Annotated in this window: 14 protein-coding genes; 7 read left to right on the top strand and 7 right to left on the bottom strand. The window is 70.3% G+C overall.

What is annotated here, in order from left to right; translation table 11 throughout:
- The first annotated feature begins 181 nt into the window (after positions 1-181).
- Both ACFQW8_RS01325 and ACFQW8_RS01320 read left to right on the top strand, forming a co-directional pair.
- A complete protein-coding gene (locus ACFQW8_RS01325) occupies positions 182-1,663 on the top strand; it encodes a Gfo/Idh/MocA family protein (RefSeq protein WP_380085179.1) in 1,482 nt (493 codons plus the stop codon).
- The gene (locus tag ACFQW8_RS01320; RefSeq protein ID WP_380085178.1) at positions 1,660-2,682 is read left to right on the top strand and encodes an NEW3 domain-containing protein; all 1,023 of its coding nucleotides are present in this window, start codon (positions 1,660-1,662) and stop codon (positions 2,680-2,682) included. Before ACFQW8_RS01325 ends, ACFQW8_RS01320 begins: the two co-directional genes overlap by 4 nt.
- A 92-nt stretch (positions 2,683-2,774) precedes the next feature.
- On the opposite strand, the gene ACFQW8_RS01315 is transcribed toward ACFQW8_RS01320, so the two are convergent.
- On the bottom strand, positions 2,775-3,836 hold the full coding sequence (locus tag ACFQW8_RS01315; RefSeq protein WP_380085177.1) for a LacI family DNA-binding transcriptional regulator: 1,062 nt from the start codon (positions 3,834-3,836) through the stop codon (positions 2,775-2,777).
- A 170-nt stretch (positions 3,837-4,006) separates the two neighbouring features.
- Here ACFQW8_RS01315 and ACFQW8_RS01310 point away from each other — a divergent pair, with 170 nt between their 5' ends.
- From ACFQW8_RS01310 to ACFQW8_RS01300, 3 genes are all read left to right on the top strand, one after another.
- On the top strand, positions 4,007-5,323 hold the full coding sequence (locus tag ACFQW8_RS01310) for an MFS transporter (RefSeq protein WP_380085175.1): 1,317 nt from the start codon (positions 4,007-4,009) through the stop codon (positions 5,321-5,323).
- A gap of 149 nt (positions 5,324-5,472) precedes the next feature.
- A complete protein-coding gene (locus ACFQW8_RS01305; protein WP_380085174.1) occupies positions 5,473-6,093 on the top strand; it encodes an ATP-dependent Clp protease proteolytic subunit in 621 nt (206 codons plus the stop codon).
- Between the two features lie 26 nt (positions 6,094-6,119).
- Complete coding sequence (locus tag ACFQW8_RS01300; RefSeq protein WP_380085173.1) at positions 6,120-6,779, top strand: ATP-dependent Clp protease proteolytic subunit; 660 nt, start codon at positions 6,120-6,122, stop codon at positions 6,777-6,779.
- A 93-nt stretch (positions 6,780-6,872) separates the two neighbouring features.
- Here the strand turns inward: ACFQW8_RS01300 and ACFQW8_RS01295 are convergent, their stop codons facing one another.
- On the bottom strand, positions 6,873-8,270 hold the full coding sequence (locus ACFQW8_RS01295) for a hypothetical protein (protein WP_380085172.1): 1,398 nt from the start codon (positions 8,268-8,270) through the stop codon (positions 6,873-6,875).
- Between the two features lie 287 nt (positions 8,271-8,557).
- Here ACFQW8_RS01295 and clpX point away from each other — a divergent pair, with 287 nt between their 5' ends.
- Positions 8,558-9,832 carry an ATP-dependent Clp protease ATP-binding subunit ClpX gene (clpX, locus tag ACFQW8_RS01290; RefSeq protein ID WP_380085171.1) on the top strand — a complete coding sequence of 425 codons (1,275 nt, stop codon included), beginning with the start codon at positions 8,558-8,560 and terminating at the stop codon, positions 9,830-9,832.
- 62 nt (positions 9,833-9,894) lie between these two features.
- Positions 9,895-10,317, top strand: coding sequence for a hemerythrin domain-containing protein (locus tag ACFQW8_RS01285; RefSeq protein WP_380085170.1), 423 nt, complete (start codon positions 9,895-9,897; stop codon positions 10,315-10,317).
- A gap of 79 nt (positions 10,318-10,396) precedes the next feature.
- Here the strand turns inward: ACFQW8_RS01285 and ACFQW8_RS01280 are convergent, their stop codons facing one another.
- Genes ACFQW8_RS01280 through ACFQW8_RS01260 form a run of 5 tightly spaced genes read right to left on the bottom strand, consistent with a single transcriptional unit; the run spans position 10,397 to position 14,596 of the window.
- Positions 10,397-10,942, bottom strand: coding sequence for a hypothetical protein (locus tag ACFQW8_RS01280; protein WP_380085169.1), 546 nt, complete (start codon positions 10,940-10,942; stop codon positions 10,397-10,399).
- Positions 10,939-12,393 (bottom strand): DUF58 domain-containing protein, encoded by a 1,455-nt coding sequence (locus ACFQW8_RS01275; RefSeq protein WP_380085168.1) that lies wholly within the window; start codon positions 12,391-12,393, stop codon positions 10,939-10,941. Before ACFQW8_RS01275 ends, ACFQW8_RS01280 begins: the two co-directional genes overlap by 4 nt.
- Positions 12,390-13,403, bottom strand: coding sequence for an AAA family ATPase (locus tag ACFQW8_RS01270; RefSeq protein ID WP_380085167.1), 1,014 nt, complete (start codon positions 13,401-13,403; stop codon positions 12,390-12,392). Before ACFQW8_RS01270 ends, ACFQW8_RS01275 begins: the two co-directional genes overlap by 4 nt.
- Positions 13,404-13,898, bottom strand: a complete 495-nt coding sequence (locus tag ACFQW8_RS01265) for a hypothetical protein (RefSeq protein WP_380085166.1) — start codon at positions 13,896-13,898, stop codon at positions 13,404-13,406.
- Positions 13,895-14,596 carry a DUF4129 domain-containing protein gene (locus tag ACFQW8_RS01260; RefSeq protein WP_380085165.1) on the bottom strand — a complete coding sequence of 234 codons (702 nt, stop codon included), beginning with the start codon at positions 14,594-14,596 and terminating at the stop codon, positions 13,895-13,897. The genes ACFQW8_RS01265 and ACFQW8_RS01260 overlap by 4 nt, the downstream gene beginning before the upstream one ends.
- Positions 14,597-14,614: the final 18 nt, after the last annotated feature.

Raw genomic sequence — 14,614 nt, 5'->3', positions numbered from 1 at the left:
GTCCAGGGCGCGGATGCACAACGGGCCCGGGTGAACGATCGCTGCTCATTTGCTCGAATCTGATCATTTAGCGGTCAATTCGTGCAGATATGTTGACACAGGGGATCCCGTGGGCAAGATTCGGTGCCCACAGGGCACTGGCCCCACCGGAGCGGTCGGCCCCCGATGGAAGTGGTTCATCATGACTAGTCACCTTCAACCCAGCCGCCGCGTCCTGCTCGGCGGCACGCTCGCTGCCGGCGCGGTCGGACTCACGACGGGGGGCCCCGCGGCCGCCGTGGTCACGTCCACGGGCAAGATCCCTGCGGCACCCAGGGGCCGCCGGACGATGATCGGCGTCCCCTACGACGTCCACGAGACCGTCCGCATCGGTGTCGTGGGCCTCGGCAACCGCGGCATGGGCATGCTCGGCGGCTGGGTCGCCGTCCCCGGTGCCCGCGTCACCGCAGTGTGTGACGTGCGCGCACCTCGGGCCAAGACGGCTGCCGACCGGGTCGAGGCCGCCGGTCGTCCGCGCCCGGCCGAGTTCAGTGGCACCGCGGGCTATGCGCAGATGCTCGCGCGCGACGACATCGACTTCGTCTACGTCGCGACGCCGTGGGAGTTCCACCACAGCCAGGCCAAGGCGGCGATGCTCTCGGGCCGACACGTCGGCATCGAGCTGCCCATCGCGACGGAGCTGCGCGAGCTGTGGGACCTCGTCGACACCTCGGAGGCCACCAGGCGCCACGCCTTCCTCATGGAGAACTGCAGCTACGGCCGCAACGAGCTCGCCATGCTCAAGATGGCCCACGCCGGTGTCTTCGGTGAGGTGACCAACGGACACGGCGGCTACCTCCACGACCTGCGTGACCTGCTCTTCTCGGACACCTACTACACCGACGCCTGGCGCCGGAAGTGGCACACCCGGAGCACCGCCAGCTTCTACCCGATGCACGGTCTCGCACCGATCGCGGCGGCGATGGACATCAACCGCGGTGACCGCTTCACCACCCTCGCCGCCACCGCGACCCCCGCCAAGGGGCTCGCCGACTACCGCGCTCGCAACGTGCCGGCAGGGCACCCGTCCTGGAGCGAGACCTACGTCAACGGCGACCTCGTCACCTGCCTCATCGAGACCGACAGGGGCCGCATCCTCCGGGCCGAGCACGACGTCTCGACGCCTCGTCCCTACAGCCGGATCAACTCCCTGGCCGGGACCAGGGGCATCATCGAGGACTACGTCGGCACGGACTCCACCGGCGCCCGGGTTTACGTCGAGCCGAACCACTCCGGGCACTCCTGGCGCGGCTTCTCGACGATGCGCGCCGAGTTCGACCACTGGATCTGGAAGAAGGTCGGCGACGACGCGGCCCAGAACGGCGGACACGGCGGGATGGACTACATCCTCCAGTGGCGCGTCGTGCAGCAGATGCGGACCGGGCAGGTGCCCGACATCGACGTCTACGACTCCGCAGCCTGGTGCTCGCCGGTGCCGCTGAGCGTCGCCTCGCTCGAGGCCGACGGTGAGCCGGTGGCCGTCCCCGACTTCACGCGTGGGGACTGGTCCACGCTGCGGATCGGGCTCGACTCGCGCGAGAGCGACATGCCGCCCACCGCCGATGCCCCGGTCGCGGCGACCGGGCTCGACAGCACGCCGACGACGCGGCGGGTGGCGTCATGAGCTCGGTGATGGTGCGCAGTGTGGTCGGCGCCGCTCTCGGTCTCTGCCTGGCGGTGGGGGCGACAGCCCCTGCCGCCGCCGGCGCCCCCGGCTCCGCCTCCGGCTCCTCGGTCCGGGCCGCGCCGGCCGTGGCCGAGCAGGCGGTGAGCATGAGCGTGAGCGAGGTCGACCTTGACGGCCCGGCGGTCAACCCGATCACGGTGACGATCCGGAACGACTCGTCGAAGTCCATGAGCAAGGTCACCGCGAGCATCAGTGGCCCGGTCGGCTGGACCGTGTCCGGGAGCCAGACGCTCCCCAGCCAGATCCGGCCGGGCGCCTCGACCGAGCTGACCTTCTGGGTCCAGGTGCCCGAGAGGCGGCCGGGCTTCCGGACCTACACGTTCTCGGCCACGGCGACCTACCGCGGAGGGGACGGGGCAGGTTCGGTCACGGCGTCGCGCGCGACACACTCCGGGACCGTCCTGCCCAACCTGGCGGCGGCATACAACAACGTCGGCGTCACGAACGAGACGGCGACGACGGCGGGCAACTTCGACGGCGAGGGCAACTCGTTCTCGGCGCAGAAGCTCGCCGACAAGGGGCTGACCCCCGGCGCCGCGGTGTCAGCGCTCGGGGCCTCGTTCACCTGGCCGAGCGCGGCAGCAGGCACTCCCGGCAACGTCGCAAGCGCCGGTCAGGCCGTGGCCCTCTCGGGCAAGGGCAGCCGACTGGCCTTCCTCGGGTCGGGCGCGGGCACCTCGGCGACGGGGATCGCGACGGTCCACTACACGGACGGCACGTCCTCGACCGGCTCGTTCGGCTTCCCGAACTGGTCCTTCCAGGACGCGACGGCCCACGGGGCGACTTTGGTCGCCTCGAGTGTCGGACGCAACCGGCCGAGTGGCTACGGCGACGCCGCCTACGCCTACCGTGTCTTCGCGAACTCGATCACGATCGACCCCACCAAGACGGTCGAGTTCGTCATCCTGCCGTCCAACGGCGCGGTGCACGTCTTCGACATGAAGCTGGTCCCGTGACCTGATCCGGCTGGCGCACAGGCGCATCCACGTATGCCGTGTGCTCACCCTCGAGGTGGGCGCACGGCATACGTGCATCTGGGGACCTGCTCTCAGGCCGGGGGAGCGGTGGTGTCGCCGATGCGCAGACGCACCTCGAACGGTGCGTCGTCGGGTGCCTCGCCAGCGAGAGCTCGACGAGTGAGGGAGCCAAGGAGCCGACCCTTGGCCTCACCCGGCTGCTCGACCGTCGTCAGTCGCCGGTCGAGCCAAGGGAGGTCGACCCCGTCGAAGCCCGTGACGGACACGTCCTGCGGGACCCGCAGCCCGAGACCCTCGGCGGCACGAATCACGCCTGCTGCCAACAGGTCTGACTGGGCGACGATGCCGGTGGGGCGCCGGCGAGCCGGTGCGTCGAGCAGGATCCGGCCGGCCACTTCGCCCTGTGCGACGTCCGGGAACTCGGCCTCGACGAGGGGACTCCCGGGGCCGGCGACCTCGAGGAAGCCGAGGCCTCGGTCACGAGCGTCGGGGTAGGCCGCATGCTCCAGCTCGGCTTCGTCCATCCGATGTGTCGCTCGATGGCGCCCGATCGGCATGAGCACGTGGGCGAGGGCGCTGTGACCGAGGTCGACGAGGTGCTGGGTCACCGTCGCGGACGCCCCGCGCTCGTCGATGACGACATGGACGACCTCGTCGTGGACGGGCGCACCGGCGCCGACCATGGGGATGCGCCGGGCCAGGAGGTGGTCGACGAGGGGACTGACGGTGCGCCCGCAGAGCGGGAAGATCGCGGCGTCGATGGCGTGGGCGGCGAGCGGGTTGGGCTGGCTGTCGCCGTGGTCGGCGACGAGCAGCATGCTCGTCCCCATGTCGTCGAGCTCCTGGGCGAGCCCGTCTAGCACCGCGAGGGCGAACGGGTCACGGAACGCATGGAGCAGCCGGTCCTCGACGATGACGGCCACCGTCCCCGCGCGCCCCTGCCGCAACGAGCTGGCCAAGGGGTCCGGCCCGGCATAGGCGAGCTCGGCCGCTGCGGCGTGCACCCGGCCGGCAGTCGCGGCGGCCACCGGCCCCCTGCCGCTGAAGACGAGCGACGCGGTGCTGATCGAGACGCCGGCCCGCTCGGCGACGTCACGCAGCGTCACCTTGCGCGTTTGACGAGAGGGGCTCATGGGGACCAGACTATCGAATCGATTCGACTGCTCGCGAAACAGCAGCAGGTCGAGTCGAGTGTGCACGACCCGCCGTGGGCCGAGAGCGCCTGCGGCACGTCGCGCACTCTCGACCCGGACCAGCGCAGCCGACCGGACATCGCCAGCCAGACCAGAACCCGAGGACACCCGTGACCAGCCCCGCCGCCCTGCCCCGCGAACGCGTCGTGAGCGCCCGCACCGCAGTCTTCGTCGTCTTCGCCCTCGCCGGCGTCGCCTTCGCCTCGTGGGCCTCGCGCATCGCGGACGCCAAGTCCGGTCTCGACCTCACTGCGGGCCAGCTCGGCGCGACCCTCTTCGCCATGTCGGCCGGCTCCTTGATCGCCATGCCCTCGACCGGGCGCATCGCCGGCCGGATCGGGGTCGTCAACACGATCCGCATCGGCATGCTCATCGGCGTCGTCGGGTTCGCCACCGTGGGTGCAGGGGTGGACCTCGCGCAGTCCCGGCTCGTCGTCGGTGCCGGCCTCTTCCTCATCGGCAGCGGCATCGGTGTCTGGGACGTCGCCATGAACCTCGAGGGCGCCAGTGTCGAACGACTGCTCGGACAGACCGTCATGCCGCAGTTCCACGCCGCGTTCAGCGGGGGGACCGTGGCGTCGGCGCTCGTCGGGTCGGCCATGTCGTGGGCGCAGGTGCCGCTCCTGCCGCACCTGCTCGGCTCCGCGCTGTTCGTGACCGTGGGCGGCTTCTGGGCCATGAGGACCTTCCTGCCACGCGCCGTCGAGGACGCCGACGCCGATGAGGCCCAGCACGACGGCCGCATGATCGGGTCACCCGATCATGCGGCGCTCGACCAGACCAGCCAACCCGGGTCGAGAGGTGCGACGTCGGGTGGAGCGGGCTCGGAGCGCTCGGCCTGGCTCGAGCCGCGCACCCTCCTCATCGGCCTCGTCACCCTCGTCGCCGCCTTCACCGAGGGCACGGCCAACGACTGGCTCGCCGTCGCCTTCGTCGAGGGCCACGACCTGCCCGCATGGGCCGGGGTCCTGGGCTTCGCCACCTTCCTGTCCTTCATGACGATCGGGCGGCTGCTCGGCACGAGGTGGCTCGACACCTATGGCCGCGTCCCGGTCCTGCGCGCCACCTTCGCCCTCGCTGTCCTCGGGTCGGTGCTCGTCATCTTCGGTGCCCCGTGGATGGCCTTCATCGGTGCCGCCATCTGGGGCGTGGGCGTCTCGCTCGGCTTCCCCGTGGGCATGAGCGCCAGTGCCGACGACCCCGCTCGGGCCGGGGCGCGGATGTCGGTCGTAGCCACCATCGGCTACCTCGCCTTCATCGCCGGTCCGCCGGCCCTGGGCTTCCTCGGCGACCACGTCGGCGTCCTGCGCAGCCTGCTCGCCGTGGGCACGATGGCGCTGCTCGTCCAGGTCATCCTCGAGCACGTGCGCGAGCCCGATCGCGACACGACCACGGCGGAGCCGGCGGCAGCGCGCGACGTCCGCTGACCGGCATACCGGATGGTCCGCCGGTCCGTCCCAGCACCGGCGTTGTGCTCACGGCGAACACGGGCCGGCACCGGGAGTGCGGGGGAGGACCCGCGCGTTAAGGTCTGCGAAAGGCAAGACCCCCCACATCACGGCAGGAGCAGATCAGCGTGAGCAGCAACGAGATCGTCGCAGCCGGACCGGGCGAGAAGCTCGGGCTCGACGACAGCATCTACAACCGCCTCCTCAAGGAGCGGATCATCTTCCTCGGCTCCGAGGTGCGCGACGACAACGCCAACGCCATCTGCGCGCAGATGCTCCTGCTCGCCGCGGAGGACTCCGACAAGGACATCTGGCTCTACATCAACAGCCCCGGTGGGTCCGTGACCGCCGGCATGGCGATCTTCGACACCATGCAGTGGGTGCCCAACGACGTCGCCACGGTCGCGATGGGCATGGCCGCCTCGATGGGACAGTTCCTCCTGTCGGCCGGCACCCCGGGCAAGCGCCACGCGACGCCGCACGCCCGCGTCATGATGCACCAGCCCTCGGGCGGCATCGGCGGCACCGCGTCCGACATCAAGATCCAGGCCGAGCAGCTCCTGCACATCAAGAAGCAGATGGCCGAGCTCATCGCCGAGCACACCGGTCAGACGCCGGAGCAGATCGAGGAGGACTCCGACCGCGACCGATGGTTCACGGCGCAGGAGGCCAAGGAGTACGGCTTCGTCGACCACGTGTTCTCGCGTGCGGACCAGGCTGCCAGCACCGACAACCCGGTCACCGACTGACCCGGCGACCAGGAGACGACACAGACATGAACGCGAACTACCCGACCCGCCCCAGCGCTCACAGCGCCCCGGCCCCGTCGAGCCGCTACATCCTTCCGCAGTTCGAGGAGCGCACCTCCTACGGCATGAAGCGGACCGACCCCTACACCAAGCTCTTCGAGGACCGCATCATCTTCCTCGGCGTGCAGGTCGACGACGCGTCCGCCGACGACGTCATCGCCCAGCTCATCGTGCTCGAGTCGCAGGACCCGGACCGCGACATCCTCATGTACATCAACAGCCCCGGTGGCTCGTTCACGGCGATGACCGCGATCTACGACACGATGCAGTACATCCGGCCCGACGTGCAGACGTTCGTCGTCGGCCAAGCCGCCTCGGCTGCGGCCGTGCTGCTCGGCGCCGGCGCCAAGGGCAAGCGCTATGCCCTGCCCAACGCCCGCGTGCTCATCCACCAGCCGGCGATCGAGGGCACGGGCGGCATGGCCTCCGACCTCGAGATCCAGGCCAACGAGGTGCTCCGCATGCGGGGCTGGCTCGAGGACACCATCGCGCAGCACTCCGGTCGCGACGTCGAGCTCGTCCGCAAGGACATCGAGCGCGACAAGATCCTCTCGGCGGCGCAGGCCAAGGAGTACGGCCTGATCGACGAGGTCCTCCTCTCCCGCAAGGGCACTCTCGAGGACTGAGCTCGAGGGGTCCTTCACGGACCCACACGCAAGAACAGGTATGCCGTCCGCTCACTGAGCGGACGGCATACCTGTTCTTGGGCGACCCGAGGGTCAGCGAGAGGTGCGGGCGTCCTCGACCGCGGCCGTGATGGCGGCTCGCTTCTGCTCGAGGTGGTGAGCCGCCGACTGCCGCGCATCGGCCTTGGCGGCCGAGCCGGCGAGGAACTCCGGGAAGGCGTAGTCGAAGGCGCCGAAGGCGTCGACGATCGTGGGCGTCGAGCCGACCGCGTTGTGCACGCGGTACTGCAGGTTCTCGTCCAGGTCGATGAACGTCGAGTTGGCACCGACGGCACCCTTGGAGACGTTGAGGTTGCTCGACTCCGGACGCTCGAAACCGTTGGGGTAGAGCGTCAGGTAGGTGCTGGCCGTGGGCCGCACCGCGGTGGTGTTCGCGACGACGGTGAAGGTGTCGACGTTCGCGACCGTCGCGGGAGCGGTCTGCAGGCGTGCCTCGCCCGCACCCAGCGGCGTCTTCGCGGTCCCGACGCCGGACCGGGTGTCCATGATGCGCTGAGGCGCGACCGGGCGGAAGCGGAGGAACTCGTCGCCGGAGGAGTCGTAGATCCCCACGAGGTCGACGATGACGTGGACGGTGCCGGGTCCACGGTTGACCACATTGAAGCCCAACCCTCCACCGGCGATCGGGTTGGCCTTGACCACGGCCATGTTGGCGAGGGACTGGCCCTTGGTGTAGTTGAGGATCGACGTGCTCGCGGACTCGGTGGAGATGTACCCCGAGCCGGTCGCGCCGGTCACGGTGACGTTCACGGCGACGGCCGCGAGCTTGGCGTCCTCGACCGGGTCTCCTGATCCGAGGTCGATCGCCACGGACTCGCCCGGGGCGAAGGCACCGTCGCCCTGCCGGGAGTCGTAGTAGCGGACCGGCCCGATGTTGAGGTACTGGCTCTGGCGCCCGGCGGTGCTGGGGGTCGCCAGCCCCTGGTAGTAGCCGACGACGTCCGCGAGGATGTGTGTCGTGCCGGCGCTGTTGTAGATCCGCACGCGGCCGTCGCTGCCGACGGGCAGGGTGACGAGGTTGGCCCGGTTGGTGCTCGCCACGACGTTGAGGTTGGAGGTCGAGGGGCGCGTCGTCCCCGACGGGTAGGCCGTCAGGTAGGTGGTGGTCGACGGGGTCACGGCAGTGAGGTTGAGGACGACGGCCGAGAGGCCGCTGGGGACCCCACCGCGACCGGCGATGAGCACGGACACCTCGCCGCCCGCACCCACCAGACCCTTGGGCGCACCATTGCCGCTGCGGGTGTCGAGGAAGCGCGTGGCGTTGATGGGCTCATACGTACCCTGCGCGCCCACGAAGTCCGCGCCGGCGGCGCTCGGCGCGGTGGTCGCTGCGGATGAGACGGGCGCGGCCTGGGCGGCGCTTCCGGCGATGGCGGCGCACAGCGTCGCCGTGGCAGCAACGGCTGCCAGACTGCGAGTCCTGTTGGACATTGATGTTTCCCCTCGGGTCATGGCCAGCTCCATGGCTGGCGATCGAAATGTAGACGACTCGCGCCGTCGGTGCGGCGGTTCGGGCGAACTCGGCATGTCACGGACCGGCGGGGGAGGTTCTGCCCTGAGCGGACAAGGGCGACTCGCGCCGTGTCGGGGGCGTTCAATGGGTTGCGTCGACGGTGCTGCGAGGTAGCGTCGGTCGCGTCGCTCGACGGGTGTTGGCCCGAGCAGTTGCCGATGGCCCAGGAGCGCACCCACCGTCTGGACGAAGGGACCCAAGGCAAGTGGCACGAGTTGGAGAGACCAGCGATCTGCTGAAGTGCTCGTTCTGTGGCAAGTCCCAGAAGCAGGTCAAGAAGCTCATCGCCGGACCGGCGGTCTACATCTGTGACGAGTGCATCGAGCTCTGCAACGAGATCATCGAGGAGGAGCTGGCGGAGTCCTCCGACCTCGGCGGCCTCGACGAGCTCCCCAAGCCCCGTGAGATCTTCGACTTCCTGCAGCAGTACATCATCGGCCAGGACGTTGCCAAGCGCTCGCTCGCCGTCGCCGTCTACAACCACTACAAGCGCATCCAGGCCGGTGAGGGTGTCGGCAAGAAGGACGCCGACCACGTCGAGATCGCCAAGTCCAACATCCTGCTCATCGGGCCGACCGGCTGTGGCAAGACCTACCTCGCCCAGACCCTCGCCAAGATGCTCAACGTCCCCTTCGCCATCGCGGACGCCACGGCCCTGACCGAGGCCGGCTACGTCGGCGAGGACGTCGAGAACATCCTCCTCAAGCTCATCCAGGCCGCGGACTACGACGTCAAGAAGGCCGAGACGGGCATCATCTACATCGACGAGGTCGACAAGATCGCCCGCAAGAGCGAGAACCCGTCGATCACCCGCGACGTGTCCGGTGAGGGCGTGCAGCAGGCGCTGCTCAAGATCCTCGAGGGCACGACGGCCAGCGTTCCTCCGCAGGGTGGTCGCAAGCACCCGCACCAGGAGTTCATCCAGATCGACACGACCAACGTGCTCTTCATCGTCGGCGGCGCGTTCGCCGGCCTCGAGAAGCTCATCGAGTCGCGCAACGGCAAGAAGGGGCTGGGCTTCGGCTCGGAGCTGCACAACCCCAAGGACCTCGCGGAGTCGATCCACGAGGTCATGCCCGAGGACCTCATGAAGTTCGGGCTCATCCCCGAGTTCATCGGTCGCCTCCCCGTCATCACGACGGTCGCGCCGCTCGACACCAGTGCCCTCACCGAGATCCTCACCGAGCCCCGCAACGCACTCGTCAAGCAGTACCAGAAGATGTTCCGCATCGACGGCGTCGAGCTGGAGTTCACCGACGAGGCCGTCGTGGCGATCGCCGAGCAGGCCCAGGCACGCGGCACCGGCGCCCGTGGGCTGCGCGCGATCATGGAGGAGGTCCTCCTCCCCGTGATGTTCGACGTCCCGAGCGACGACGAGATCACCAAGGTCGTCGTCACCGACGAGGTCGTCCGCAAGAACGTCCTGCCGACGATCGTGCGTCGCGACGCCGGTCCCAAGCGTCGCAAGCGCACCGCCTGACTCCCGCGGCGAGCGACGCCGACCGGGACCGCACGCTGGCCTGGTCGGTCGAGCTGCGCACGGTGCACGGTCGTCTTCGGCAAGCACTGGAGCTGGCCCGTGAGGCGATCGAGGACGGCGCCGCAAGGGGGTCCGTCGCGGCGGACCTGCTTCTCCACTGCCACGGCTTCTGCGCCGCACTGGACGGTCACCACCGCAGCGAGGACGCGGGCCTCTTCCCGCAGATCGCCGCCGCTCGACCCGACCTGGCGCCGGTGCTCGCCAGGCTGAGCCAGGACCACAGCATGATGAGCCACCTCATCGGCAACCTCCAGAAGGCGCTCACCTCAGGCGCGGACCCTGGCACGCTGCACGGCCACCTCGACGGCATCGAAGCCATCATGGAGAGCCATTTCCGCTACGAGGAGCGATCTCTCCTCACCGTGCTCGACGGCATACCCCTCGTCCTCGAGAGGCGCGACGCCTTCGGCGCGATCGCCGACTGACCGCGACCCCTGGACGTATGCCGGGTGCCCACCTGGGCGGCACCGCCCACCTCCAGTCCGGGTCAGGGGTCCCGGCGCGTCAGCGCTCCGCCCGAGTCACGGGACTTCGTGGAGACCTGGGATGTTGCACCCGCCAGAACGCGAGCGCGAGGACGGCAAGGGACACGACCGCGGCATACGTGGCCAGGGAGTCTCCAGCAGGAGTGCTCGAGGACTGGATGACGAGCACGGCCCACACCGGGGTCGACAACCCGACCACTGCGAGTCCTCGGCGCCCCCACCGCAGCAGCGTGGGTCGTGGGAGCGGCGCCGACGGTGGCAGTGCCGTCGTCAGGGCTGCGGCGAGATGGATGACGAGCAGCACGGTCGCGGCCACAATGGTGAGCATCCACTCGCCTGAGCGGGTGGGGACAGACGTGCTGGCGAGCCAGTTCACGCTGTGCAGGGCGATGAGCAGGGCGGTGAGACGCGAGCCGGGGTCGAGCACGACGAAGGCCGTGAGCCCGACGAGCACGACCGCGCCGACGACGTTTCCGAAGGGCGTGACAAAGGCAGCGGCCAGTGCCAGCCCTGTGGACGAGACGGCGATGAGCGCCCTCAGTGCCCGGTGCGACGGTGCGATCATCGCGACCTCACCCGTGGCGAGCGTCGTTGGCGACCGATGTCCCGCAGGACGAGGTCGAGGGTGCCGGGGCCGTCCCAGATGACGATGGGCACTCCGCTCTGCCTCGTCCGTGCCAGCTCGCGGGCGCGCTCGAGCAGGCGCAGTCGCCACGCCAGACTCGCGGCGGTGGACACGCCCTGTCCGGGGACGAGCCCGTCCAGCAGCTCGTCGGGGAGCCGCGGGTCGGACATGGTCCGCGGAAGCGTGTCGACGACCACCGTCGACCTTCCCTGACGGGCCAGGGCACAGGCGTGGGCCAGGACCTCGACGGAGACGGCCGGGGTGAGGATGACGACGAGCGTGCCGGCCGAGACCGGATGACGCAGCTGGCCTCGCAGGCGTCTGTGGTCGACGACGCCACCATCTGCGACGCGGACCCGGGCGAGCACGTCGAGGAGCCTGCGCAGCTGGTTGCTGCCGGGGGCGGGCGGCAGGCGCGGACTCTCGTGCGCCCCGAGGGCCTGCAGCCCCACCCGGTCCCCGACCCGCAGATAGTGCTCGGCGACAGCCGCGGCGGCCCGCACACCGTTGTCGAGGCTGCTGGCGTCACCGTCGAACCCCGAGCTGCGACCGAGGTCCTGCATCGCGTCGACGAGGATGAGGATCTCGCTGTCCTGGTCGGCGTGGGTCGTCGTGACGTGGAGCTCACCGGTGCGCACCGACACCGGCCAGTGGATCCGCCGCAGTCGGTCCCCGAAGCGGAAGGCGCGTACATCGGCGATCTCGCTGCCGTCGCCCTGATGGCGCGAGCGGCTGCGTCCCACGAGCCCGTCGGGGTCGGGGACGGGCGTGCGACCCGAGAAGGTGGCGGGCAGGGGGACCGTGGGCACGAGCGGCGCCTCGACCTGCTCGGGCTCCCACGTGAACGCCCCGAACGCACTGCTGACGGCGCACGTCGCCGGGCCGAGGCGACGCAGCCCCCAGCGGGTGCTCTCGCAGAGGACGTCCAGCTGCCGAGCGCTCCGGCCGACGTCACCGACGGACACGGTCAGGCTCGTGGGGGTGTAGCGGGTGTGGTCGGTCTCGGTCACGCTGAGCCCCACGTCCTCGACACCGTCGCCGGGCTCGACGATCGCGGTCCAGGCGGTCGTCTGCCCCTCGCGCAGGACCGAGTGCCGCAGCCACGCGTGCACGGTCGGTGTGGCGGTGGGGCGTCGCAGCACCGACCACGCGGCGACGACAACGAGGGGGGTGCCGAGTGCGACGGCGTCCGGGCGCCGCAGCAGGACGCCGACGGCGAGCATGAGCAGGCCCAGGGCCACGGCCCTGACGTGCGCCGGCGTGGACCGCCAGCGCGCCGAGAGCTGGCTCCCGGCAGGAGCCCGGGTCGTGATCCGGGAGTGCTCGTCGCCGGTGCCGGTCGCGTCCTGGGTGTCCCCGACGAAGCGGTCGAGGTGTCGGCTGTCGGTCACGGCCGCTCGTACCCGGTCCGTCTCTCTCCCTCGGTCGGGGAGGGGGTCGGGACGCTCGCGAGGATCGAGCCGATGACGCTCTCGGCGGTGACGTCGTTGATCCAGAGCTCGGGCCGCACCGTCACCCGGTGGTCGAGGGCAGCGTGCGCAACCGCCTTGACGTCCTCGGGGGTGACGTAGTCGCGGCGCCGGATCACGGCATACGCGCGGCTGGCCAGCATGAGCGCGAGCGAACCTCGCGGTGAGGCTCCCAGCACCAGGCTCGGGTGCGAGCGCGTCGCCGAGGCGAGGCGCACGCAGTAGCGCCCCACGCTCTCGTCGAGCGTGACGGTCTCCACCGCCCGCTGGAGGGCGAGCAGACCAGCCGCGTCGGTCACGGTGGGCACGGTCTGCGTCTCGCGCTGCCGCTCGACGCGTCGCCGGAGGACCTCCCACTCCTCGTCGCCGGTGGGATAGCCGAAGGACACCCGCAGCAGGAAGCGGTCGAGCTGGGCCTCGGGGAGCGGGTAGGTGCCTTCGTACTCGACCGGGTTGGCCGTGGCCAGGACGTGGAACGGCTGCTGCAGGCCGAACGTCTCGCCCTCGACGGTGATCTGGCCCTCCTGCATCGCCTCGAGCAGCGCGGACTGGGTCTTGGGCGGGGTCCGGTTGATCTCGTCCGCGAGGAGGATCTCGGTGAAGAGCGGGCCCTGCCGGAACACGAACTCCCGGGTGCGCTGGTCATAGATGAACGCCCCGGTCAGGTCGCTGGGCAGCAGGTCAGGGGTGAACTGTGCCCGGGCGAAGTCGAGTCCGAGCGCCTGGGCGAACGAGCGTGCCGCCAGCGTCTTGCCCAGACCCGGGAAGTCCTCCATGAGGATGTGCCCGCCGGCAAGGACGCCGGCGAGGACGAGCTCGAGGCCGGCTCGCTTGCCGACGACGGCCTGCTCGACCGCGTCGAGGATCCGACTCGACACGTCGATGACCTCGTGCAGCGAGGGGTTGTCCGTGCTGACGGGTGTGTCTGTCACCTAGCGCTCCTCGAGGGTGGTCATGAACGATGCGAGCCCGGCCGCGTCGACGCGCCGAGGACCAGACACCAGGTATGCCGTGAGGTCCCGTCCCAGCACCGCTTCGGTCTGGTCCCGGGGGCTGTCGAGGTCGAGTCCGAGTGGAGCGAGGCGGGCCTGCGCCAGCGACCGCAGGACCGACTGGACCGACCGGGAGGCATCCGGGTCGCCCGTGAGGCACGCATCGATGGTGCGGGTCAGGGCGATGAGCCGGTGGTCGGTGCCTCGGACCCGCTGCGCGGTGCCCCCGTAGGTCGACCACCGCAGCTCGTGGTGGTCGCGCACGAGCCAGGCCACGAGACCCACGAGCACGACGAGAAGCCCCGTGCCCGCCGCGATGAGGAGGACCCGGTCGAGTGCGGGTGCGAGCATCAGGGCCAGACCCAGAACGGCGGCGACCCCCAGGGTCGTGACGACCTCGCGTCCGTGGACCAGCTCCACGAGTCGTGCCCTCATCGCTCGGCCACCTCACCCAGGGCACCCAGCGGTCGGGTGAGGTCGGCCCGGACCCGGGCCAGGGCCAGGCGGGCTGCGGCTCGGTGCTCCTCGCCGATCGGGTGGACCGAGAACCGTGCCTCGCGATAGAGCGACGCAAGACGCTCGATCGCCTCAGGGTCGACGGCATGGCTGCCGAGCACCGCGCGCACGAGCTCGGCCGGGGTCCTCGACCGGTCGTCGTCGATGCCGACCGTGACGGCTGCACGCTCGAGCGCCAGCCAGGCGTTGATGACCGCCTCGCTCGAGGAACCGAGGTCGAGCTGTGCCTCACCCTCGCGAACCCCGGCGACGAGCACGTCGGGCAGGACCTCGGCACGCACCTCGTCCTTGAGGGGGTCTGGGGCGAGGCGGAGGCGACGCCAGAGGGCCCGGAGGACGACGAGGAGGATCGCAGCCGCGACGAGGACGAGCAGCGCACGAAGCGTCCACATGAGGATCGTCGTGAGGAGAGGGTCGTCGTCCGAGAGCCGGGACCGGTCGACACGCGGTGATGCGCGGTCGACCCCCTCCTGGTCGAAGATGTCGCCTCGATCCTCGGCCCAGGGCCGGCGTGACGACGGGCTGAAGGCGTTGATCTCCCCGGCCCCGGAGACCCAGGCGGCGAGCAGGAGCGCGCTCCCGGCTCCGAGAGCCCACAACCATGCGCGTCGCCCCATGATGGTGAGACTACGACG

Origin of the sequence: Knoellia altitudinis (assembly GCF_042666355.1) — a bacterium.
GTDB classification, from domain to species: domain Bacteria; phylum Actinomycetota; class Actinomycetes; order Actinomycetales; family Dermatophilaceae; genus Knoellia; species Knoellia altitudinis.
Note: the sequence above shows the minus strand (reverse complement) of the source record. Positions and strands in the feature narration are given on the sequence as shown.

Coding starts and splice junctions, on each gene's coding strand:
- ACFQW8_RS01315 (WP_380085177.1), bottom strand. CDS start 3,836: ATGAGCCCCTCTCGTCAAACGCGCAAGGTGACGCTGCGTGACGTCGCC.
- ACFQW8_RS01295 (WP_380085172.1), bottom strand. CDS start 8,270: ATGTCCAACAGGACTCGCAGTCTGGCAGCCGTTGCTGCCACGGCGACG.
- ACFQW8_RS01260 (WP_380085165.1), bottom strand. CDS start 14,596: ATGGGGCGACGCGCATGGTTGTGGGCTCTCGGAGCCGGGAGCGCGCTC.
- ACFQW8_RS01300 (WP_380085173.1), top strand. CDS start 6,120: ATGAACGCGAACTACCCGACCCGCCCCAGCGCTCACAGCGCCCCGGCC.
- ACFQW8_RS01280 (WP_380085169.1), bottom strand. CDS start 10,942: ATGATCGCACCGTCGCACCGGGCACTGAGGGCGCTCATCGCCGTCTCG.
- ACFQW8_RS01265 (WP_380085166.1), bottom strand. CDS start 13,898: ATGAGGGCACGACTCGTGGAGCTGGTCCACGGACGCGAGGTCGTCACG.
- ACFQW8_RS01320 (WP_380085178.1), top strand. CDS start 1,660: ATGAGCTCGGTGATGGTGCGCAGTGTGGTCGGCGCCGCTCTCGGTCTC.
- ACFQW8_RS01325 (WP_380085179.1), top strand. CDS start 182: ATGACTAGTCACCTTCAACCCAGCCGCCGCGTCCTGCTCGGCGGCACG.